The organism is Holospora curviuscula (genome assembly GCF_002930195.1).
GTDB lineage: Bacteria > Pseudomonadota > Alphaproteobacteria > Holosporales > Holosporaceae > Holospora > Holospora curviuscula.
Genome location: NZ_PHHC01000079.1, coordinates 27,821 through 50,803, shown reverse-complemented (window position 1 = coordinate 50,803; position 22,983 = coordinate 27,821). Strand labels below are relative to the sequence as shown.

General features: G+C 39.7%; 19 protein-coding genes and 1 pseudogene. 4 read left to right on the top strand and 16 right to left on the bottom strand.

Annotated elements, in window-relative coordinates:
• Nucleotides 1-539 precede the first annotated feature (539 nt).
• Nucleotides 540-689, bottom strand: coding sequence for a hypothetical protein (locus tag HCUR_RS09065; protein ID WP_207760881.1), 150 nt, complete (start codon nucleotides 687-689; stop codon nucleotides 540-542).
• A gap of 122 nt (nucleotides 690-811) precedes the next feature.
• Here HCUR_RS09065 and HCUR_RS02595 point away from each other — a divergent pair, with 122 nt between their 5' ends.
• The 3 genes from HCUR_RS02595 (at nucleotide 812) to HCUR_RS02585 (ending at nucleotide 5,213) form a co-directional block, all read left to right on the top strand.
• Nucleotides 812-1,231 carry a hypothetical protein gene (locus tag HCUR_RS02595; protein ID WP_104206612.1) on the top strand — a complete coding sequence of 140 codons (420 nt, stop codon included), beginning with the start codon at nucleotides 812-814 and terminating at the stop codon, nucleotides 1,229-1,231.
• A 115-nt stretch (nucleotides 1,232-1,346) separates the two neighbouring features.
• Nucleotides 1,347-1,568, top strand: coding sequence for a hypothetical protein (locus HCUR_RS02590; RefSeq protein ID WP_104206611.1), 222 nt, complete (start codon nucleotides 1,347-1,349; stop codon nucleotides 1,566-1,568).
• A 114-nt stretch (nucleotides 1,569-1,682) separates the two neighbouring features.
• Nucleotides 1,683-5,213, top strand: coding sequence for a hypothetical protein (locus HCUR_RS02585; protein ID WP_104206610.1), 3,531 nt, complete (start codon nucleotides 1,683-1,685; stop codon nucleotides 5,211-5,213).
• On the opposite strand, the gene HCUR_RS02580 is transcribed toward HCUR_RS02585, so the two are convergent.
• From HCUR_RS02580 to HCUR_RS02510, 15 genes are all read right to left on the bottom strand, one after another.
• The gene (locus HCUR_RS02580) at nucleotides 5,191-5,496 is read right to left on the bottom strand and encodes a hypothetical protein (protein ID WP_104206609.1); all 306 of its coding nucleotides are present in this window, start codon (nucleotides 5,494-5,496) and stop codon (nucleotides 5,191-5,193) included. The two genes, HCUR_RS02585 and HCUR_RS02580, sit on opposite strands and share 23 nt — an antisense overlap.
• Before the next feature lie 8 nt (nucleotides 5,497-5,504).
• The gene (gene acpS, locus HCUR_RS02575; protein WP_104206608.1) at nucleotides 5,505-5,990 is read right to left on the bottom strand and encodes a holo-ACP synthase; all 486 of its coding nucleotides are present in this window, start codon (nucleotides 5,988-5,990) and stop codon (nucleotides 5,505-5,507) included.
• Between the two features lie 8 nt (nucleotides 5,991-5,998).
• Entirely contained in the window at nucleotides 5,999-7,375 is a 1,377-nt protein-coding gene (locus tag HCUR_RS02570; protein ID WP_104206607.1) for a phosphohexomutase domain-containing protein, read from the bottom strand.
• A 5-nt stretch (nucleotides 7,376-7,380) separates the two neighbouring features.
• A complete protein-coding gene (gene rpoC, locus HCUR_RS02565) occupies nucleotides 7,381-11,661 on the bottom strand; it encodes a DNA-directed RNA polymerase subunit beta' (protein WP_104206606.1) in 4,281 nt (1,426 codons plus the stop codon).
• Nucleotides 11,662-11,676: 15 nt separating this feature from the next.
• A complete protein-coding gene (gene rpoB / locus HCUR_RS02560) occupies nucleotides 11,677-15,816 on the bottom strand; it encodes a DNA-directed RNA polymerase subunit beta (protein ID WP_104206605.1) in 4,140 nt (1,379 codons plus the stop codon).
• A 236-nt stretch (nucleotides 15,817-16,052) separates the two neighbouring features.
• Nucleotides 16,053-16,430 (bottom strand): 50S ribosomal protein L7/L12, encoded by a 378-nt coding sequence (gene rplL / locus HCUR_RS02555; protein WP_104206604.1) that lies wholly within the window; start codon nucleotides 16,428-16,430, stop codon nucleotides 16,053-16,055.
• 41 nt (nucleotides 16,431-16,471) lie between these two features.
• The gene (gene rplJ, locus HCUR_RS02550) at nucleotides 16,472-16,966 is read right to left on the bottom strand and encodes a 50S ribosomal protein L10 (RefSeq protein WP_104206603.1); all 495 of its coding nucleotides are present in this window, start codon (nucleotides 16,964-16,966) and stop codon (nucleotides 16,472-16,474) included.
• A gap of 74 nt (nucleotides 16,967-17,040) precedes the next feature.
• A complete protein-coding gene (gene rplA / locus HCUR_RS02545; RefSeq protein ID WP_104206602.1) occupies nucleotides 17,041-17,739 on the bottom strand; it encodes a 50S ribosomal protein L1 in 699 nt (232 codons plus the stop codon).
• A gap of 10 nt (nucleotides 17,740-17,749) precedes the next feature.
• Entirely contained in the window at nucleotides 17,750-18,205 is a 456-nt protein-coding gene (gene rplK / locus HCUR_RS02540; RefSeq protein ID WP_104206601.1) for a 50S ribosomal protein L11, read from the bottom strand.
• A 3-nt stretch (nucleotides 18,206-18,208) separates the two neighbouring features.
• Complete coding sequence (gene nusG / locus HCUR_RS02535) at nucleotides 18,209-18,757, bottom strand: transcription termination/antitermination protein NusG (protein ID WP_104206600.1); 549 nt, start codon at nucleotides 18,755-18,757, stop codon at nucleotides 18,209-18,211.
• Entirely contained in the window at nucleotides 18,744-18,950 is a 207-nt protein-coding gene (gene secE / locus HCUR_RS02530) for a preprotein translocase subunit SecE (RefSeq protein ID WP_104206599.1), read from the bottom strand. Before secE ends, nusG begins: the two co-directional genes overlap by 14 nt.
• Before the next feature lie 104 nt (nucleotides 18,951-19,054).
• Nucleotides 19,055-19,345 carry a preprotein translocase subunit SecG gene (secG, locus tag HCUR_RS02525; RefSeq protein WP_104206598.1) on the bottom strand — a complete coding sequence of 97 codons (291 nt, stop codon included), beginning with the start codon at nucleotides 19,343-19,345 and terminating at the stop codon, nucleotides 19,055-19,057.
• Nucleotides 19,346-19,476: 131 nt separating this feature from the next.
• Nucleotides 19,477-20,424: a hypothetical protein gene (locus HCUR_RS02520; RefSeq protein ID WP_104206597.1), complete on the bottom strand. Its 948-nt coding sequence runs from the start codon at nucleotides 20,422-20,424 to the stop codon at nucleotides 19,477-19,479.
• 3 nt (nucleotides 20,425-20,427) lie between these two features.
• Nucleotides 20,428-21,345: a hypothetical protein gene (locus HCUR_RS02515; protein WP_165780667.1), complete on the bottom strand. Its 918-nt coding sequence runs from the start codon at nucleotides 21,343-21,345 to the stop codon at nucleotides 20,428-20,430.
• A gap of 120 nt (nucleotides 21,346-21,465) precedes the next feature.
• Nucleotides 21,466-22,608, bottom strand: coding sequence for an FAD-dependent monooxygenase (locus HCUR_RS02510; protein ID WP_104206595.1), 1,143 nt, complete (start codon nucleotides 22,606-22,608; stop codon nucleotides 21,466-21,468).
• A gap of 246 nt (nucleotides 22,609-22,854) precedes the next feature.
• Here HCUR_RS02510 and HCUR_RS09535 point away from each other — a divergent pair.
• Nucleotides 22,855-22,983 (top strand): annotated as a pseudogene (locus tag HCUR_RS09535) (IS481 family transposase); the annotation flags it as partial.

Sequence of the window (22,983 nt, the reverse complement as noted above, 5' to 3'; positions counted from 1 at the left end):
CCTCTCAGCAGGCCCAATGGTTTTGAATGCTTGTTTTTCCAAAGCTTAAGAAAATCTGAAAAAAAGTCCTAGTCCTCAAGAGATTAACCCTCTTCATCAGCTTTCAAAGCCTCTACGTGAAGCACTTTTTGACTGTACTCATTGGAATCTTGTTAAAGGCGTGGTAGATCTTGAGCCTTCTGAAATTCAAACGCTTGAGAACAGTATTAAAATTTTAAAGGATAATCTTCTGGCAATTGGTAATCTTATAGTGTTTCCTAGCGAGCTTAATACTCTTACTATGTATCCATTACCTCAAAGGGAATGTCTTTTTAATTCGTTTAGTCTACGTCCCTTGCAGGGGGTAGAAAGGCTCAGAGATTTTTTAAACCATGAAGATACTGCGTATGAATGGATGCTAAATCTACCTATTGAGAAATTGCTTCTGATTACAAGGCTTAGCTATTATAAGAGATTAATTTTATTTTAACTTGAGCCTGCGGAGCGACTACAGATTCTAGAATTTTTGTCTGAAAAAATTCTAATTCTTTTTAATCATTTTAACACACCTTTAGAAATTCAATAATTTCTTTAGCTAGATGGTCACAAACTTCAACAGTTTGAGGATGATGATTTTGCTTATCTTTTAAATAAACACAATATTCAAGACATTCAACAAATTTTAACGCTAGATCATTCACAGGTTCCACACCTTTCCTCTGCACAGTTTAAACGGCTTTCATGGATCGAGCTTGAGAAGCTTCAAGAGTTAAAACATCTTACCTCTGTTCAGATTTCCCCCTGTCTAGAGTTTAGAAATTATAAAATTATCGTGATTCTTAAGGAGTTAACGTTTCATCATATGAGACGACGCCTTTTAGATATGAATTCTCTCGAGATCCAACATTTTTTCAACTACTGTAATGCTTCTGAGCGTCAACGGATCCTAAATCTTCCTCTAGAAAAATGGCAGCAGTTTTGTAAAACTTCAATCTCTTATGAGAGATCAATTTTCTTTCAACTTAACCCTTCAGAACAGGACCAAGTTTTAGAATTTTTTTATCGAAAGATTACCGGCCTTTCTTATCTAGGAAGAGAAGCTGCAGAAATGAAAAAAATTCTACAGCCAGGTGTTCAGAAACTTCACCAGTTTCAGGATGACGAGTGTTTTTTGCTTTTAATTAACGACACTCAAAAGATTCAAGACATTCTAGAGGCTAGATCGTTCACAAGTTTCATACCTTTCACCTGAGCAGTTTAACCGGCTTTCATGGATTAAGCTTGAGAAACTTGAGAAGTTACGTAATCTTACCTCTGTTCAGATTGAGCGTATTTTAAAAATTGATAGTGCCAATTGTATAAACGATTTGCTAATATTTGAGCCTTATCAGATTGCTTATGAATGCATTCTTGATCATGAGGAGATTAAAGAATTGATACACTTTAAGCATTTTAGTCGGGGTAGAGAAATATTTCTACAGAAGGCTAAAGAGTTCAAGCTACAAATGACAACAGTGATTCCACAGGATCAGCAATGTTCTGTTACTTCCTCCAAAAAAGATCCCTCTAAAGCGCAATTCGAAGAATAAGCGTTCTTAATAGGTCTTATAGTGTTGGCAAACCTCATACCCCCAACCCATTGAGATTGACAAGACAAGAAATTAGAGTATAGTTAAAAGGTAAATTTATTTTTAAAGCATATTATGAAAAAAATAAAATCCTTATTATTTTTTTTGGCACTCTTAACTTCAAACACTGTAATTTTGGCTACTTCCAGTCTTGAGGGACAGCAAGAACAAGACGAGCTACCTGATGATGATTCAGGGGTAATGTTGGCTATGGCCGCTTTTGAGGGGCAGCAAGAACCAGTCGAGCTACCTTATGAATCGGTTCTGCAGAGTTATTTAGCGCCTCATAATCGTCGATCAGTATTTCAAAGTTTAAAATTTTCGCCAAACACTATAGATGCTATGCTACAAATTGAACCTCATCTTACTGATAAACTTTTAGGCAGTGAATTGACTCAACAGATACGCGCGTCTCGCCATTTACCAACTGCGGCTTTTGTGAAACTACTAACCCTTTTTCATCCTCCAATTTTTACAATTGAAAGACTTTTCATTCTTCCCAATGCCAATGCACAAATTGTTCAATTTTTACAGCGTCCACAACAATGGATTCAGACAATCCTAAACCTAAAGCTTCCGTGTCCGGAACTTGAAAACGATCAATATCCTTCCCCTGCGCAAATCCAAGAGCTGCAACAACTACCCAATACTGCGGTACTGTCATCTGAGCAAGCTCAACGGTTTGTAAAACATTTTTATCCGAGAATTTACAAGATTTTACGGTTTAATACTGAACAGAGTACAAATTTTATGCAGCTCTCATATCCTCGGCGTCAACAACTTTTAGAGTATTCTCCTAATACAATTGACAATATTTTACGGATTGAACCTTACCACATTCAATTGCTTACAGATGGGCAGTTTGAAGACCTTCTTCATATTAATCCTGACCATTTTAAAAAATTTCGCCATCTTTCGTCTTCACAGGTTTACAAGCTTCGAGGACTGGAAGTTCAAAAAGTTGACAAAGTTTTAAATTTTGAGCTTGAGCAAATTCAGCAGATTTTAGAGCTTGAGCTTGGACAAATTAAACGGATTATAGAGCTTGATCCTGATGAAGTGACCAGGGTACTTGGGTTTACATTACCTCATAGGCAACGCATTTTGATGGCTGAAGCTCCCGGAATTAAAAAGTTTTTACAATTTGATGATGCAGAGTGTGGGTTCTTTTTGGATGGCCCGCCTCAATGGTTTTACATGGTTCAAGAGCTTTTGGTTGAAAATTCTTATTTTTTCCGCTTAAAAACGCTTGGAATGAATTATTGGGAAAGGCTTTTCGATTTTACGCCTTACAAGGTTACAGCACTTCTAAACATTTTTGATAATAATACTCGTCGGCAAATTCTAGAACTTAATACGTTTAAACCCATTCTTAAAATCCTTTCATATGATGCGTTTAAAAATTTTTTGAGTTGCAAGCCCCAGGAGAGAGAGACGTTAACCCAATTTAGAAATTTTTTGACGGATAAGTTTCCCCAGAAAGAGATGTTAACCGAATTTATATCTTCACAGATTGAAACAATTCTAAATCTTGAATCTTCCTCCAGGGGCAAAATTCTCACGCTTATGCTTGAAGAAATTGAGAAGTTTTGCGATTTAGTACCTGAGCACCGTGAAGTGATTGCGCGTGAAAACATGTCTGAAAGCATTCAAAAAATTTTAAAGTTTCGTGATTTTGAAGAGATTAAACCCTTTTCAATTGATAAGTTTAACAATCTTTTGTATCTTACACCTGAGGAGATCGAGACGTTAAACCAGCTTACATCTCTACAGAGTGCAGAAATTCTAAATCTTAAATCTTACTACGAGCGCAAAATACTCACCCTTATGCCTGAAGAAATTGGGAAGTTTTTACAGTTTTTACCCAACCACCGTACAGCACTTCTTAAGGTTGAAAACTTTTCTGAAAGCATTCAAAAAATTTTACAGTTTTGTGATTTGGAAGAGATTAAAAGCTTTTCAGATCATCAGTTTTACAATCTTTTGAAGCGTACACCTGAAGAAATAAAGAAATTAAACCATCTTACATGTATAGAGAGAGAAGAAATTTTAAATCTTGAATCTTACCAGCAGAGCAAAATACTCACGCTTATGCCTGAAGAAATTAAGAAGTTTTACGATTTAGTACCTGAGCACCGTGCATTGTTTGTGAAGCTTCCGCGTGAAAACATGTCTGAAAAAATTCAAAAAATTTTAAAGTTTCGTGATTTTAAAGAGATTACACCCTTTTCAATTGATAAGTTTAACAATCTTTTGAATTGTACACTTGCGGAAATAAATACGTTAAACCAGCTTACATCTTTACAGAGTGCAGAAATTCTAAATCTTCACTCTTACTACCAGAGCAAAATACTCACGCTTATGCCTGAAGAAATTAGGAAGTTTTTACAGTTTTTACCCAACCACCGTGAAGCACTTCTGAGGGTTGAAAACATGTCTGAAAGCATTCAAAAAATTTTACAGTTTTGTGATTTGGAAGAGATTAAAAGCTTTTCAGATCATCAGTTTAACAATCTTTTGAAGCGTACACCTGAAGAAATGAAGACATTAAGCCGTCTTACATGTATAGAGAGAGAAGAAATTTTAAATTTTCAATTTGATAATGACACAAAAAAAATGCTCACGCTTATGCTTGAAGAAATTAAGAAGTTTTGCGATTTAGTACCTGAGCACCGTGCATTGCTTGTGAAGCTTCCGCGTGAAAACATGTCTGAAAAAATTCAAAAAATTTTAAAGTTTCGTGATTTTAAAGAGATTAAACCCTTTTCAATTGATAAGTTTAACAATCTTTTGTATCTTACACCTGAGGAGATCGAGACGTTAAACCAGCTTACATCTCTACAGAGTGCAGAAATTCTAAATCTTAACTCTTACTACGAGCGCAAAATACTCACCCTTATGCCTGAAGAAATTAGGAAGTTTTTACAGTTTTTACCCAACCACCGTACAGCACTTCTTAGGGTTGAAAACTTTTCTGAAAGCATTCAAAAAATTTTACAGTTTTGTGATTTGGAAGAGATTAAAAGCTTTTCAGATCATCAGTTTTACAATCTTTTGAAGCGTACACCTGAAGAAATGAAGACATTAAACCGTCTTACATGTATAGAGAGAGAAAAAATTTTAAATTTTCAACTTTATGATGACACCGAAAAACTGCTCACGCTTATGCTTGAAGAAATTAAGAAGTTTTGCGATTTAGTACCTGAGCACCGTGAAGTGCTTCTGAAGCTTGCGCGTGAAAACATGTCTGAAAGCATTCAAAAAATTTTAAAGTTTCGTGATTTTAAAGAGATTACACCCTTTTCAATGGATAAATTTAACAATCTTTTGAATTGTACACTTGAGGAAATAAATACGTTAAACCAGCTTACATCTCTACAGAGTGCAGAAATTCTAAATCTTGACTCTTACTACGAGAGCGAAATACTCACGCTTATGCCTGAAGAAATTGGGGAGCGTTTAAATATTTTATCTAAGCAGCGTAAACAGGTTCTGTGTAACGCTGAGGAACTCAAGCAACAAATGACAACAGCAGTTCCACAGGATCAGCAATGTTCTGTTACTTCCTCCAAAAAAGATCCCTCTAAAGCGCAATTCGAAGAATAAGCGTTCTTAATAAGTCTTGGGGTGTTGGCCAGAGCCACCCCCTTGCTCCTTGCATTCCTTGGCTTAGGAGAAGTAAATCAAAATAAATCAGAATTTTTATTAGAATTGCTAAAAAGCCTTGGACGTATACATTGAGGGTTATAGTACAAGGTCCAGACCATATATAAATGTTCAATACATTGTATGGCTTAACCCAGCAGCATTGAGAAAATACTCCTTCTTTTTTTAAGCTTCGATAAAAATTTCTAAACTGAGTACAGCATATTTTAACTATACAGCCCATAAAATTTTCTAGCCATCAGACTCATAAAAAAAATCTTTCACTGCTCCTACTGGCGCCAATAAAACCACCACGGCTTGAGCATAATGTTTTTCGTCAGAAAGACTTAAATAAGACGTCATTCCTCCCCAAGGAATAAACTTATACACGTGTTCAGAGATTTTTAAACGAGGTCGCCCTTGAAGATTGTGACATACTTCTATATCCAACCAAGAACATCGCTTAGAGATTCCCCAGCCCAACGCTTTAACAAACGCCTCCTTTGCACAAAACCGAGAAGCATAATGAGAGTAAGGATTAAATTTGCCACTGCAATACGCTTGCTCTTGTACAGTAAAAATACGATCTAAAAAGAAAGATCCGTGACGTTGAATTTTTTCTTGCAGACGAGAAATTTCTAGAAGATCTGCTCCTAATCCTACCATCACTGGAATCTGTTGAAGATATTTTTCAAAAAATTCAGCACTATCCTTCTGCTGCAAGGGATCAGATATCATATAATCTATTAAGCTACACTACTCTCAAAGATCTTTTCTGCTTTGGTGTATCGAGACAGCCATCCTAAGACATGTTCCATTACGCACTTAAGCTCCACAGAACAAGGCCCTTCCACCAAAACACGAATAACAGGTTCTGTTCCTGAAGGACGTATCACCAAGCGTATATGGGGTTCAAGAGACGCACGCAATGTATGCAAATAAGATTGAGTATCTGATTCCAGAAAAGAAAAATTTTCCGTTATGGGAAGTGCACATTGCATTACAGGATATGGAGTAAAAGCTGGAAAAAGAGGGGCTTTCATTCCCTTTAAAAACTTCGTGCTCAATTCTAGGGCGATCCAAAGCCCGTCTCCCACAGGCAAAAACGAGTGATCAATAATATGCCCCGAAGCTTCTCCCCCCCAGCGCAGTCCATAAGCTTTTAATGCCTGAGCAATCCACCTATCTCCCACATCCACCCGAAAAAAAGATCGTCCGTTTTCACGGCAATGGCGTTCTAATCCATAATTACTCATAACAGTGCCCACCATAGACATCGCTTCTTGGGCCAAAACTGCTAAAATGTGATCTCCGTTCCAATATTTTCCTAAAGCATCCACAACACCTACCCGATCTCCATCCCCATCAAAACAAAATCCTAAATCCGCACTGTGAGCTAGAACAGCTTGTTGCAAATGATTTGGATATAAAACACCAATATTTTCATTAATATTATGCCCGTTGGGTGCACTCCCTAAAGTAGCCAACACATGGGCACCACATGCTTTAAAGCACTGAGCAGCAAAGTTCCAAAGAGAGCCATGCGCTCCGTCCAACACAACACGCAATCCCATTAAATCACGGTCCTGAATCAAAGCCTGAGTGTAGGGAAGTTGGCTATACGAGACGTGTTTGTTGAAATATTTTCTAACCGTCTTCTTTGAATCTTGAATATATTGATCAATAAAAAATTCAATCTCTAACTCTTCTTCCGAAGAAAGCTTACTACCTTTAGAATCAAAAAATTTAATGCCATTATAAAGCGATGTGTTGTGAGAAGCAGAAACCATAATGCCAAAATCCGCACCATAATAACGAGTTAGCCAAGCCAAGGCTCCGCTGGAACATACCCCCAAATTCCCTATCCCTACTCTACCTTCTTCCAATCCTGCTGCAAGCGCAAAAAGAAATTCAGAGCCAGAATCTCGAGTATCCATACCCATCAGAACCCATAATGATTTTTGAGAATCTTTTCTAGATTTTTTTCCAAAATTCTTAGAAAGTTTTTTGTGCAAATAGTCCGCGAACGCACACCCAATACGGGTGAGGATAGAAGGAACAAATAATCCCTCAAAGGCAACACCCCGAATTCCATCAGTGCCAAACCATCGTAACTTCTGCACGGATATTACTCATTAACGTTTTTAGCTAAATTTTGATCCCGCGCACGGGCTTCTTGGCGCAACAAGCGCTCAAATAAACCAGTTCCCGCAGGAATCAAACGGCCTGCAATTACGTTTTCTTTCATCCCCTTTAAAGTATCCACTTTCCCGTGAACCGCTGCATCCGTCAGTACCCGAGTCGTTTCTTGAAAAGAGGCGGCAGAAATAAAGGAATCTGTTTGTAAAGATACTTTTGTAATACCTTGGAGAATGCGTACAGCTTGGGCAGGTAATTTTCCTTCCCGTAGTGCAGCACGATTTCCTTTTTTCAACTCTTCAAGAGTAATGTGGTCCCCTACCAAAAATAAAGTTCCCCCGGGCTCTTGAATTTCTACACGCTGAAGCATTTGCCTCAAAATAACTTCAATATGTTTTTCATTAATTCGTACTCCCTGTAATCGATACAACATCTGGATTTCTTGAATTAGAAACTCGGCTAAAGCATCAACACCCAAAATTGATAAAATATCATGAGGAACCATGTTCCCTGCCACCAGAATGTCTCCCTTATTTACGCGATCTCCCTCGTAAACCAGAATATGAAGCCCTTGCGGCACAGTGTACTCTACAGGTTTTTCTTGGGGATCATGAGGAATTACAGAAAATTTTCTTCGATTTTTTTGATCTTTACCGTAGGCTACCACTCCAGAATAACGGCTCATCACGGCCGGCTCTTTTGGACGCCTTGCTTCAAAAAGCTCCACAATACGGGGCAATCCTCCAACAATGTCTCGAGATTTAAAGGCTTCTTTTGCAAGTCTTGCAATGACATCCCCCTTTTTAACTCCTTGCTGATCTACTGCAAGCACCACCGTATCTACAGATAAAGAATACCGTACTTCAGAACGCAGCGTATCGTAAGGTTTGAGTACAAGCGTGGGACGGAGCTCCTTTCCTTTTGCAGAAGAACGAGAAGGCACAACAATACGTTGCGTAATTCCAGTCAAATCATCTAACACCTCTCTCAAAGAAATGCCTTCCATCAAATCTGTATAATGAATAACTCCTTCTTGCTCTACAATAATAGGAAGGTTATAAGGATCCCATTCCGCTAGGCGCTCTCCCTGTTCAACATGAGCCCCTTGATTGACCAGAAGTACTGCACCGTAAGGAAGACGAAAACTCATGAGCTCTTGACCTTTTCGGGTAAAATCCAAAATCACCAGCTCCATAGAGCGGCCCACCACGATTGTCTGACCATATCGGTTCACCACGGTACTTTCCTGACGAAACATCACCTCTCCTGCATAACGAGCATCAAGAGAAGAAGATTCTGAAGCGCGTTGCGCTGTACCTCCCGAGTGAAAAGTTCGCAGAGTAAGCTGAGTTCCGGGTTCACCAATAGACTGCGCAGCGATAACCCCCACTGCCTCACCCCGCATAACAAGGCCTCCTCGAGCCAAGTTTCGGCCATAGCATAGAGTGCATACTCCATACTTTGCTTTACATTTCAGGACTGAGCGCACTGCAACGGAATGAATATAATCTGCTTCGATACGACCAATAAGAATTTGATCCAGTAGTACTCCTTTAGCAAGTACTGTCCCATCAGAAAATGTAATATCTCGAGCCAATGTACGACCAAAAATACGTTCTCTGAGGGACGGCCCCACACCAGAAATATCGTCTAAGGCATGCATTTCAATAAATTCAGAGGTTCCGCAATCTTCTTCTTGCACCACGCAGTCTTGGGCAACATCCACCAACCGACGGGTCAAATATCCTGCATTAGCCGTTTTCAACGCAGTATCGGATAAGCCTTTACGAGCCCCGTAAATAGAGTTAAAATATTCATCCGATCGTAATCCTTCTTTAAAATTAGAAATAATGGGATGTTCAATAACAGTACCGTCATGACGGGCAATCAATCCTCTCATTCCCATAAGCTGTCTAAGCTGTCCTTTGGCACCCCGCGCTCCAGAAACCGCCATGAGATAAAGCGAGTTCAAAGGCTTACCCGGAATATCTTGAGAAATATGTTCCATCATATGATGCGCCACTGCCTCAGAACATTTTGTCCAGGCATCAGTAATACGGTTGTATCGCTCACCAAATGTAATTAATCCTTCCAAATACTGTTGATGATATTCTTGAATCAATTTTTCAGTTTCTTTTACCAAAAAATCTTTTTCCGGGGGAACCAAAAGATCATCTTTTCCAAAAGAGATTCCCCCTAAAGTAGAATACTTAAACCCTAATTTTACCAAAGCATCGGCAAAAATAGTAGTCGCTGTACCGCCACAAAAATGGTACACCTGTCCCATAAGCTCGTTAATTTCCTTGGAACTTAAATTACGATTTAAAGATTCAAAAGAAATTTTAGCGTGTTTAGGAACGATATCCCAAAATATCAAGCGGCCCGGCGTGGTAACTTGACGAGTATATACCACGTTTCCTTCGTTATTTAGCGCCTCCACTCTAGCCTGAATACGCGCATGGAGAGAAATATCTTTTTTCTCCAGAGCCATTAATACTTCCGCAAAAGAGGCAAAGATCATTCCCTCTCCTTTCTCCTGAGCACGCTCCAAGGTTAAATAATATAAGCCCAAGACCATATCTTTACTGGGAACAATCACCGGTTCACCACTGGCAGGACTTAGAATATTATTTGTAGACATCATCAAAACGCGTGCTTCGATTTGAGCTTCTAAAGAAAGGGGAACGTGTACCGCCATCTGGTCTCCATCAAAGTCCGCGTTATACGCGGCGCACACCAAAGGATGCAGTTGAATGGCTTTACCTTCAATGAGCATCGGTTCAAAAGCTTGAATTCCCAAACGATGCAAGGTAGGAGCACGGTTCAAAAGCACAGTACGCTCTTGAATTACTTCTTCTAAAATATCCCAAATCTCTGGCCGTTCTCGCTCTACCATACGTTTTGCAACTTTGACACTGCTTGCAAGACCATAGCGCTCTAGTTTAGCGTACACGTAAGGCTTAAACAATTCTAAAGCCATTTTTTTAGGCAATCCACACTGATCTAATTTTAGTTCTGGCCCCACTACAATGACAGAACGTCCCGAATAATCTACACGTTTTCCCAGAAGATTGGATCGAAATCGCCCATGTTTTCCCCGCAACATATCTGAAAGAGACTTTAAAGGTCGTTTATTAGTACCCGTAATAGGACGTCCTCGGCGTCCGTTATCAAAAAATGCATCAACCACTTCTTGTAACATCCGTTTCTCATTGCGAATAATGACATCAGGAGTTTGCATTTCCATCAATTTCTTAAGACGATTATTTCGATTCAATAAACGACGATAAAGGTCATTTAAGTCGGATGTAGCAAACCTTCCTCCATCCAGAGGAACTAAGGGTCTTAAATCCGGAGGAATAACAGGAATAACATCCAAAATCATCCACTCAGGACGCGTACCAGAACTTACGAAAGCCTCTACAAGTTTCAACTGTTTTATAATACGCTTGCGTTTAAACTCTGATACAGATCCATCAAGTTGCGCGCGGAGTCGATCGCGTATTTCTTGAAAATCTAAGCTAGCCAACATTTCTTTAAGCGCTTGAGACCCAGACCCCACTACAAAATTTCCAATTCCGTATTCTTGGCAAAATTTATTGTACTCACTGTCCGTCAAGACCCTTCCATAAGCAAGGGGAGTCAATCCTGGATCTAAAACAACGTGACCTTCAAAATACAGAATACGCTCCAGTGTTTTTATGGTCATGTCCAGAAGAGTAGCGATGCGACTAGGTAAAGAACGAGAGAACCAAATATGCGCCACGGGGGAGGCCAGTTCAATATGCCCCATGCGCTCTCGTCGTACTTTTGTTTGAGTCACCTCCACACCACACCGTTCACACACAGCGCCTCTATACTTCATGCGTTTATATTTTCCACATAAACACTCATAATCTTTTATGGGACCAAAAATGCGTGCACAAAATAGACCGTCTTTTTCTGGCTTAAAGGTTCTATAATTAATGGTCTCCGGTTTTTTTACTTCCCCGTAAGACCATGAGCGAATTTGCTCAGGACTTGCAATAGAAATACGTATGCCATCAAAATCAGTTGCGGTCCCTGGACGATAGGAGATGGGGGGATACAAATCTTCAAAAATATCCGCTACGTCTTCAGAGGACTCAGCAGTGAATAAGACAGGATCCACCGAAGAGTCTTTTTTATCATCCTCCTGATCTAAATGGAGAAAATGTTCCAATTCCTGAGGATCTTCCGGAGAATTGTGTTGATTTTTTGACCAAAATTCAATTTTTTTTTCTATATTCATACCCAAAGCTCTCCTTTACACTGCAACAGAACTAACTTCATTCTTTTGCACATACTCTACGTTCAAACATAACGTTCGGAGTTCTTTAACCAAGACATTAAAAGACTCTGGAAGGGTAGATACAGAAGATTCCATATTTTTTATAATTGACTTAAACATTGCCATTCTTCCATCCAAATCATCGGACTTTACTGTAATCATCTCTAAAAGAATCTTTGCCGCTCCATAGGCCTGTAAAGCCCACACTTCCATTTCTCCGAATCTTTGGCCTCCAAACTGAGACTTTCCTCCAAGAGGTTGCTGCGTTACCAATCCATAAGGCCCCACAGAACGTGCGTGAATTTTATCATCTACCAAATGGTCAAGCTTCAACATATACATAATCCCCACCGTTACAGGACGATCAAAAGGCTCTCCTGTTTTTCCGTCATAGAGACGTTCTTGGCCCGATAAATCGATTCCCAATTCTTGAAACAAACGCTCAATATCTGCAACTTTAGCACCTTCAAAGACTGGTGTTGCCATGGGCATACCTTTACTGGTTTCGTGAGCCAATTTCATTAAAGATTCTAAAGGCATTTCCTTAATCTTGCTCACAAGATCTGGCTTTTGATACACATTGGAAAGTCCTTCCCGCAAACAGAGTCCGCCCTCTAAAGCTTCCATAAAAACCACCTGCTTTAAAAGTTCATGAACCTTTTTACCAAAGTTTAAAGAAGCCCATCCCAGATGAGTTTCTAAGGTTTGTCCCACATTCATACGAGAGGGGAGCCCCAAAGAATTCAAAACAATATCAATGGGAGTGCCATCTTCCAAATACGGCATATCTTCCTGGGGTACAATAACAGAAACAACACCTTTGTTTCCATGACGTCCCGCCATCTTGTCTCCAGGTTGTAATTTACGCTTCACCGCTAAAAATACTTTCACAACCTTTAAAACCCCTGCGGGTAATTCATCCCCTCGACTGACGCGATTTACTTTTTGTTCACATACAGTCTCCAACTCTCGGACATTTTCTGCATATTTTTCACGCAAAGCCTCTAGTTGGGCTCCTTCAGGACTTTTAGGATCCAAAGAAAAAGTTCGCCATCCTCCCGATTCCACCACCGTGGTCCACAATGGTTTTTCAAGACCAAGACGTTTTTGGTACGCTAACGTCAAATCTTGAGTACTAGCCTTCATAATGCGTTCAAGAATATTTTTTTCGATATCTTTTTCTCGTATCAGGCGATTTATTTTTTGCTGCTCAATGATTAAAGCGCGTTCATCTTTTTCCACCCCTGCACGACAAAAAATTTGCACATCGGACACAACGCCTCGCATTCCCGAGGGAACGCGTAAGGAGCTATCTTTGACATCCGATGCTTTATCTGCAAAAATGGCACGGAGCAACTTTTCTTCAGAACTTAGAGCAGTTTCCGCCCGAGGGCTAACCTTTCCTACTAAAATATCTCCAGGCTCCACTTCTCTTCCGATGTGAATAATACCAGATTGGTCTAAACGAGCGAGCATTTCTTCTGGGACTCCGGGAACATCAAGAGTAATCTCTTCTGCTCCCAGTTTAGTATCCCGAACTACCACTTCTAGCTCTTCAATATGAAGAGTAGTAAATGTATCGTCTTTGATCAATCGATCAGAGATGGCAATAGAATCCTCAAATCCATACCCGTACCAAGGCATAAAAGCGACCAGTGCGTTGCTCCCTAGCGCAAGCTCTCCTTGATCCATAGCACATCCATCTGCAATAATACTGCCTTCCATAACTCGCTGTCCTACACTGACCACGGGTTTTTGATGAATACACGTTCCAGAATTAGAACGACGGAATTTAATAAGTTTATAAATATCTACTAAAGTTCCTTCCTCTTGATCATCAGGAATCACCACAATACACCGAGCATCTACATTATCCACCACACCACTACGTTTTGCATGAATAATGGCACCAGAGTCTCTTGCCACCAAAGCTTCCAAGCCCGTTCCTACTAAAGGAGCTTGACTCTTCATCAACGGAACGGCTTGGCGTTGCATATTAGACCCCATCAAGGCACGCTTAGCATCGTTATTTTCTAAAAATGGAATTAATGCTGCCGCCACAGAAACAATTTGCTTAGGAGAAACATCAATAAAGTTAACATCTTTTACGGGAACCAATACATATTCTCCCGCTTTGCGAGTACGAACCAAATTTCCCTTCAAGTATCCTGCCTCGTCTACCTCTGCATCGGGTTGAGCAACATAAGCATTCTCTTCTTCCATCACGGAAACATAAACAACATCCTGTGTTACCCGACCATCCACAACCCGTCGATAAGGAGTTTCTAAAAAGCCATATTTATTAACCCGCGCGTACACTGCCATAGAGTTAATCAACCCAATGTTTCCCCCCTCAGGTGTTTCTACAGGACAAATTCTTCCGTGCTGACTGGGATTTACATCACGCACATCAATCCCCGCACGCTCTTTACTCAACCCCCCCGGACCCAATGCAGATAAGCGTCGTTTATGGTTAACAGAAGAAAGTGGATTCGTTTGATCCATAAACTGAGAAAGTTGCGACGTTCCAAAGAATTCTTTAATTACAGAAGAAATAGCACGAGCATTAACAAAATCATTAGGCATAGCGTGCTCAAGATCAATGGAATTCATACGCTCGCGGATTCCTCGTTGCATACGCAGTAATCCAGAGCGATACTGCGCTTCCAAAAGCTCTCCAACGGAACGTACTCGACGATTACCTAAACTATCAATATCATCAACAAACCCCTTCCCCTCTTTCAGCTCTAATAAATACTGAATGATTTCAAGAAAATCTTCCTTGCACAAACAGGTTTGAGAAAGCGGAGAGCTTAATCTGGGAAGACGTGCATTCATTTTTAAACGACCCACTTCCGCCAAACTATATCGCTCCGGATTAAAAAACAAATTTTGGAAGAAAGTATACATTACCTCTAAAGTAGCATGTTCTCCAGGACGAAGGATACTATAAATCTCCTCCAACGCTTCTTTTCGGGATGCATTTTTGTCTGCCAGCAATGTATTACATAAAGGTGCACTATTACTTACGTGGTCCATAGAAAGTAACTGAACTGATTTACAAGAAGTATGCAAAATTTTTTCTAAAAATTCTTTTGTAATTTCCTCTCCTGCTTGACCAAAAAGTTCTCCGGTTTCTAAAGAAAAAATATCATTGGCCAGACAACGACCAATAATTTGGCTGATATCTGCCCTAACTCGTTTAATGTTTTTCTTTTGTAATCCAGACAAAAATCTTTGGGTTAAGCGTTCGCCTACTCTAGCCACAATCTCTCCAGAATCTGCATCTGTCAAATTTTGTGTCAAGACCACGTTATGCCATCCTTTAGGATTAAAATCACAAGTCCATCCATCGTCCTGTAAAATCCAACGCTCCACTTCGTAAAACCGATGTAAAATTTCAACGCGGGACATTCCTGGTTTTAACCAAGGATCTTGTTCTGAGTCGCCTGCCTGGTCTGACTCCAACGCCATCATAAGTGTTGTGACCAAAAATTTACGCTTTCGATCGATACGAACGTACATAACATCTTTTGGACTAAATTCAAAATCAATCCAAGCTCCTTGAAAAGGAATAACACGCGCTACGTAATTTTTTACGCCATGATGACCAATATCTTTATCAAAAAATACTCCCGGAGACCTCTGAATTTGAGAAACTACAACACGCTCTACTCCATTAACTACGAACGTTCCTTCTGGAGTCATAATGGGAATATCTCCCAAATAGGTATCCTGCTCTCTAACTTCTTTAATATTTCGCACTCCGTCCACCACTTCAAAAAGCGTCAACCGTAAGCGTACCTTCAAAGAGGATGCATAGGTCAAACCCTTTTGACGAACTTCATCAAGATCAAACTTAGGAAGCTCTAACGTATAATAATCTAAATCAAGTTGAGTACGCTCCGAAAAATCCTGTATAGGAAAGAAGCTCATAAGAGCACCTTGAAGGCCCTCTCGCTTTCTTTTATTCCAGGGGGTATCTTTCTGTAAAAAATCATCATAAGACTGCTTTTGCAGCTCTATTAAGCTAGGAATTTCCATAAATTCTGGAAAACGAGAAAAACTATACCGAAGCCGCTTCGGAGCCAAACCAAATGACCCATGGTCTACCATAAACTCTCCCTAAAGTAAGTAAATTTTTTAATCTTTTTTATTTTCGAAAGATATGAAATTCATTCAAGACAAAAAAGTAATGAAGGGAAGTAAAACGACCTATCAGAAAAATTTACAAACACCATACCAATGAAGAAAAGATTTGCATGATATCCCTCTATTAAAGGTGCATAGTTTAGAATTTTTTTTTGCACCCTAGAAAGGAATATCGTCTCTTATCTAAACACAGAAAGAACCTACTCCACAGAAACAGCAGCACCAATATCTTTAAACTTTTGAGCAATTTTATCTGCATCCGCTTTGGAAATGTCTGACTTCACCACAAAATCTGGCGTCTCAGAAGCAGCTTTTGCTTCTCCTAGTCCAAGCCCTGTAACCGCACGAATTTCTTTGATTACTTCTAACTTTTTAGCGCCTACACTTTTTAATATCACTTTAAACTCTGTCTGCTCTTCCACTGCACTACCAGCGGTAGAAATTCCAGGAGCTACCATAGCTACAGGAGCGGCTGCAGAAACACCCCAATGCGATTCTAGTGCTTTTACTAAAGCAGACACTTCTAAAATGGTTAGCGTATCCAACTGTTCACGAATTTTTAATAACTTTGCGTCCATAACTTTAAATCCCCTTGTTCAAATTAAAATTTATTTTTTTTCTAGCGCGCACCTAAAACCGTCACCATACCCTGCGCTGGAGTTTGAAAAACTGAAAGTAAATGACTTGCTACCCCGTTAAAAACACGCAATAAGCTTGTCTGTAATGCTTCTAAAGAAGGCAAAGAAGACAATTCAATAATCTGAGACTCTGAAAGCAACACCCCATCTAACCGTCCCAAAACAATTTGGAATCGATCTCTTTGCTCTTTAGCAAATTCGACAGAAACTTTTGATAAAGTTATGGGGTCCTTGGAAAAAAGGACTGCAGTAGAAAAGCGAAAGGCTTTAGAAAACTCAGCATCCTCCCCCAGTGCTTTTTTTGCAAGAGTATTTTTTACAACTTGAAAGCTACCCCCAGCGTCTCTCACCCTTCTTCTAAAGGTTGAAATGTACTTTGAGCTCAACCCTGAATGTCTCACAACCAGTATACACGGGCTCTGGTATACGCTTTGGCGCAAATGATCGACACACTCTCTCTTAGCTAAACGATCCATATATTCTCCAAACCATGCACGTAATCAACGTACAGTAGATCATGATTTTTCATTTAATACAAGTCCCTTAAACGCTAAATTTTTACAAACAAACAAAATCCCATTGTACTAGAGATTCCTTTTTTCTTAACAAACTCTCCCTTACTCTCTCCAGGACGTAATCTGCGTAGCGCTTCATAAACGTGCAAAAAATTCTCTTCTAGTGCATTAGGGGAAAAGCTAAGCTTTCCCATTAGTCCATGAACAATTCCAGCTTTCTCAGGTCTAATTTCCACCTGCCCAAATTTCGCGTTTTTCACTGCCTGCGCCACATCCTTAGTGACTGTATTGGTCTTCATAGTAGGCATCAATCCTCTAGGTCCTAAAATACGTCCCAAAGTTCCTACTTCTGACATTAAATTAGGCGTTGCGATACAAAAATCAAAATTAATATTTCCTTTTTTTACTTCCTCAATAAGATCTTTTCCGCCAACAATTTCCGCTCCTGCCATGCGAGCTTCTTGGGCTTCTCCATGTTCTGCAAAAACCGCTACACGCAAAGTCTTTCCCGTACCATGAGGAAGAGGAATAAGCGCTCGAATCATTTGGTCACTTTTAGTGGTATCTACATTGCACTTGAAAACAAATTCAACGCTAGAATCAAATTTTACGCCTCCTTTCCCCGGCTTTCCTCTTTCCTGAAGCAAATTAATGGCATCAGACAGGGAATACACCGCATGCAAATCAATTCCTTCATTTCTAATCTGTAGTCTTTTTGTTGTGTGACGTTTCATAATTTCCTTATCAATCCTTAATCTCAATACCTAAAGAACGTGCAGAACCTTCTAGTGTTCGTACTGCAGAGGGAATATCGTAAACATTCATATCTTCCATCTTAAACAGCGCAATCTCCTCTAGTTGTGCACGACTTAATGTAGCGATAGGCTTCTCTTTTCCAGTAGTACTACTACCCTTTGCCATTCCGGCAGCTTTTTTCAATAAATAACTGGCTACTGGCTTGGTGACACGAAACTCAAATTTTCGATCTCCGTAAACATCAATAAGTACTTTTACCGGAGCACCTTTCTCGAAGTGATCAGTTTTCGCATTAAAAGCCTTACAAAAATCCTGAATATTTAATCCATGCTGTCCTAAAGCTGGCCCTACTGGAGGCTTTGGAGTTGCCTGGCCAGCACCAATTTTTAGTCGAATGGTCCGCACGGGAACTCTTTTTTTAGATTCTTTTGAAACTACGCTCATTTACTACTCCTCAATGATTTCAATTTGATCAAATCCCAATTCCACAGCAGTCAAACGCCCCAGAATAGAAATGGAAACTTTCGCACGTTGTTTTAGAGGATCTTTTGATTTAATCATTCCTTCCATAGTAGAGAACAATCCTCCGCAGACCCTTACCATTTGCCCCACTTCCAACGAATGCGCAACGGGAGGAGAGGTTGTCAGTGTAGTAGCTTGCTGAATAAGGCCTGCCACTTCTTCATCCCCTAAACGCTGAGGTCCTGTATCACTTCCAAGAAATCCCAAAACTCTTGGGGTACTACGCACCACATCTCCCACAGAATTATTCAAAGCGACACGAATAAATACGTACCCTGGAAATATTTTTTCCTCTACATACTGGCGTAACCCACGTCGTACAACCTCTACTTTTTTTGTTATGACCAAAGTCTGATAGACATCTTGCCAAAGATGGGCATCCTTGAGTTGTTTTTCTACTTCTAAAGCAATTTGCGTCTCTGCATTGGAAACTACACGAATAATATACCAGTGCAGCGCTTCAATCGTAGCCATAGCCTAATCCCAATCGCAACGCATAAATAATCATTTGATCCACAACCAAGAAAAATATAGAAAAAATAAGCGCAAGAATAAAAACAATGATTACATTAAAAACAACCTCACCACGTTTTGGCCACTCAACACGCTTTACTTCAGTAAACACGCTCAGTAAAAAATCGTGAGCTTGCCTATACCAATGGAGCATTTTTTAACTACTTTTCTCTAATCAAATCTAGATTAAAATATTTTTTTTTAAACGTCAAGTGCTAAAACCCCTTAAAATCGTTTTTTATCTGAAAAAATAAGCTATTACTTTTTCTTTATTCTCCCTTTTAAAAGCGATCCAGGAACTTCCTCTTCACTGACAGAGACCACTTTACTTACTTTTGATTCTAAACGCACTAAAGCCGCCATTAATAAACAATCTCCCATAAAAATAGCCCCCATAATCACAGTAAGCTTAGTAAAAACACTATTCCCCCCTCCTGGTCCACGAAGAGAAACAGATTCTGCTCCAAAATCTTCCCCTTTTTGAAGTAAAATAATTCCTACCATAAAAAGTGTCACAATAATGTGAAAAATCATCAGTACAATAATCATATTACACTACTCTATTTTCTGTCTTAATTTAAAGAATACAGTATTTCTTTTAGAGGGTAAAGCCCCAGTCTAGTTCTAGCGTATTATCCTCAGAATAAAACTCCTGATCTTATTCTTACTCAGACTCTTTTTTACACTGTACCTATATTAAGCAGTACTTGGATCCAATCTTTTTTATGAACCCTCTTTTGTAAGATTTTTTCAATGGCTTTTGCAAAATTTAACTCTATACAATAGCGTTCATTACGCAGTAAAACACCGCCCAACGACGCAATACCTTCTGTCAAATCCAGCGTTTTAGTGCAAGATTCATCGCCAAAGTGCTTACCATAAGAAAAATTACGAGATGCTTCACTGGTACAAGTCATGAAAAAATCTCCAATTCCCCCATAGGTTAGCGCACTCATTGATGTACCGCTCTTGTTATGATCTGGAATATGGGCGGAAATCCACTGAGCAGATTGAGAAAAAGCTTGAGATAAATACGTAGCTTGAGTATTCTTGCTGCACGTCACCTGAGCCAAAAGCCCAGCACCCAGTGCAGCAATATTTTTTAGAGCGCCCCAAGCGCTAATAGAATGCATGGAACTGGAATATTCAATGCGCACACAAGACCCATCAAAAAGTTCAGAAACTTCACGAAAAGATTGCTTACAGTAGGTTGCACACGTAATTCCAGAAAGATGTTGAGCCAAAAGTTCTGATGCAAAATTAGGGCCAGCAATGACTACCTGCGAAACGGAAGGAAAAAACTGCTCTACAATCTCTGACATCAAGTATCCAGTACATGTTTCTATTCCTTTACATGCTAAAACAATAACCCGAGGATGAACAGGAGTGGATTCTTTAATACGCCTTAAGCAGCACCGTAAGGCTTGGGCAGGAACACAAAAAATCCAAATTTTTGAACTTTCCGCAGCACTTCTAAGAGAAACCAGAAAACTGCTCAAAGAAGCACTACACGAAGAAGAGCTTTTTTCTCGAGTCCATACATAAATTTGGTTTTTTTTGTAACATAGACACGAAACAAGGGCAGCGGAAAAACGTCCCGCTCCCCAAAGAGTGACTGCACTCTTCATGTTTTATTTCTTTTTAGGCATAAAAACATACTTCATGACTACAGTGGCCGCCATTACAAAAGGCCGCACTGTAATCACAGGGGTGTCATAAGCCGCTCCATTAGGAATATAATTTGCGGGTCTCAAACGTATGGCTTTGCTTCCACCAGTATTCAAAGCCGTCACGCAAAATCCTAGAGACATGGACTGAGTAATCTGACGATCAAACCCGACTCCGAAAGTTACACCACTGACGTTTTTTGTAACATTTTTAACGGTTACCATAGCGGTAGGATCTGCGGGTAACCCTGTTGCTCCCAAATTAACCTCATTAACGGGCATAGTATTATATCGTGGCCCAATCGCAACGCTCATATTATTCCACCCAGTTTTAACATAGTAATGATTTGCACCGGAAGAGAATCCGAAACTCAGACCTAATCCAACAGTTCCCTTAGTGGAGACTCGCATGTAAGAATTCATCACTTCAACGGGTATATCACCCCCTACTGGAGTCGCTGCTGTATCTGTTACTATGGTTGGAACCGCTACATTTTGGTTACTTTTTGCAACACCACCATTCACATAAAAAGTAATAACAAATCTACTTTTTGGAACTTGGTAACTGTAGCCCAACTCTGGCAAAATCGTAAGTCCAGGACCTCCCCAACCGCTCGGAGAAATATTATTCGTACCATAATAAAAAGCAGTCTGAGCGCCGATAGCATTCCCCACATTCTCTTCGTATACACTAACAGGAAGATTCCCGCGGCCTTGAAGATCAAAACCCTGACTCCCCCTTAACCGATTATAGGAACTAGAAACACCGAGTCCCACACCAAAATAAAAGCCAGGAGTAAAACAGGGAACGAGATCTGCTGCTTTTGCATTACAAGCTAAAGCTAAAACTACTACTGAAAGGATCTTTAATTTTTTTTTCACGACACTACTCATTACGTTTTCACGAGACCATTCTACACAAAATATTTATTGCACTCCGCAACTTATAGTCTAAAAAGTGCTTTTTACCAAAGCGTTGCATTATTGTAACTTTTTAAACACTTAAAGGGTTCTGAAAGGGATCCGACCGCGCTTTAAGCACCATTTAGACACCCCAGGACAAAGCGTTCCCCAGGTTATTGCTTTCCAAACACAAGATCGAACAGTTCCCTGTAACGCGATTGCCCCCACATTCACCCCTAATCCTCCTTGCCAATTTTTTTGTCTATGCCCCCGTAACCACTTTTGAAGGCATACACCGGAAATCAGCGCTTCGGGTAAAGCATCTAACCATTTTGATGCATACCGTAAGGCTAAATTCATCCCTTGCCCCATAAGAGGATGCATCCATTCCAGCGCATCTCCTAAAAATAAAACTAATCCATGAGTTTCGTATTTACATCGTCCTGCAGTAAGAGGGTATTGTCCATCCCAACGATCTAATCCTAAAATTTTTATCTTATCACGTAATCCACGGTTTAGAAGAGAAAAAAATCCGTTTTTTTGAAAAGCATTTTCTTGAGAAGGAATAGTTTTTCGAGACGATCCCATCAAAATAAACGCCGCTTGCTGGTAAGAAAAAGGCAAAATACCAACACATTGATCCTTGGAGAAAAAATCCCATACAGTATGCGCATCCCCTTGAAATTGAACCACACCAGTGGAAGCAATTTGACCAAAATCATAGTAATAGGGCTTATTCTCTAATTGAGACCTTACCCAGGATTTATTCCCGTCTGCTGCAATGCAACATCTACCGCGATATAAAGAATTTTCTTTATCTAGTACATATACATACTCAGAATCGCTCCATATTCGTTGTAAATTTTTGGAAAAAAAAAGAGAAACATGAGAAAACTTTTGAAGCCTTGTGACGAGCATTTCCATCAAAACTTTCTCTTGAATCATGACACCTAAACGTGGTTCTTCGCTTTGTTTACAGGAAAATTGTATCTCATTAGACATAGTATCCATACGCAAGGCTGCATTATGGATAGGCCAAAATCCATTTAAATCTACAATTTTCCAATGAGAAAGCCATTGTATGACATCCTGTGCCACAGCAAAATAGCGTAAACCTTCATTCCAGTACCCCAAAGATTTGCGTTCTAAAACGACACATGATACTCCCTCTAAAGCAAGCCGCAAGGCACTCACAAATCCAATGATCCCTCCCCCCACCACTAACACTTCTCTGTAATTCATCGTTTCTCTCTTAGCTCAAAGGATAGTTTAGTTAGCTTAACTGCAGTGCAGAATTTTAGCATTGTATTTCTAAATTAATTTATCGCATACCCTTTCTCTTAACAAGACTATTAAAAATTTTCATAAAGAAAATTTATCTCCGTTCATAAAACGCAACGATTGTTTTGAAAACCGCATATCTAGATGTTTGATCCCAGAGAGTTATGGTATATATTATGAAGATAATAATGCATGGAGAAAAAGCTTATGGGACAAGTATTACACGCAAATGCCAGAACAACGGAGGCAATCCGTAGAGAGATCCGTGATAGTAAAGAGAGCATAGAAAAAGCGGCTAAAAGATTTAATATTAACCCAAAAACAATCCTCAAGTGG

Coding starts and splice junctions, on each gene's coding strand:
- rplA (WP_104206602.1), bottom strand. CDS start 17,739: ATGAAACGTCACACAACAAAAAGACTACAGATTAGAAATGAAGGAATT.
- rpoC (WP_104206606.1), bottom strand. CDS start 11,661: ATGAATATAGAAAAAAAAATTGAATTTTGGTCAAAAAATCAACACAAT.
- rplJ (WP_104206603.1), bottom strand. CDS start 16,966: ATGGATCGTTTAGCTAAGAGAGAGTGTGTCGATCATTTGCGCCAAAGC.
- secE (WP_104206599.1), bottom strand. CDS start 18,950: ATGCTCCATTGGTATAGGCAAGCTCACGATTTTTTACTGAGCGTGTTT.
- rpoB (WP_104206605.1), bottom strand. CDS start 15,816: ATGGTAGACCATGGGTCATTTGGTTTGGCTCCGAAGCGGCTTCGGTAT.
- rplK (WP_104206601.1), bottom strand. CDS start 18,205: ATGAGCGTAGTTTCAAAAGAATCTAAAAAAAGAGTTCCCGTGCGGACC.
- nusG (WP_104206600.1), bottom strand. CDS start 18,757: ATGGCTACGATTGAAGCGCTGCACTGGTATATTATTCGTGTAGTTTCC.
- rplL (WP_104206604.1), bottom strand. CDS start 16,430: ATGGACGCAAAGTTATTAAAAATTCGTGAACAGTTGGATACGCTAACC.
- secG (WP_104206598.1), bottom strand. CDS start 19,345: ATGATTATTGTACTGATGATTTTTCACATTATTGTGACACTTTTTATG.
- HCUR_RS02585 (WP_104206610.1), top strand. CDS start 1,683: ATGAAAAAAATAAAATCCTTATTATTTTTTTTGGCACTCTTAACTTCA.
- acpS (WP_104206608.1), bottom strand. CDS start 5,990: ATGATATCTGATCCCTTGCAGCAGAAGGATAGTGCTGAATTTTTTGAA.
- HCUR_RS02520 (WP_104206597.1), bottom strand. CDS start 20,424: ATGAAGAGTGCAGTCACTCTTTGGGGAGCGGGACGTTTTTCCGCTGCC.
- HCUR_RS02580 (WP_104206609.1), bottom strand. CDS start 5,496: ATGGGCTGTATAGTTAAAATATGCTGTACTCAGTTTAGAAATTTTTAT.
- HCUR_RS02510 (WP_104206595.1), bottom strand. CDS start 22,608: ATGAATTACAGAGAAGTGTTAGTGGTGGGGGGAGGGATCATTGGATTT.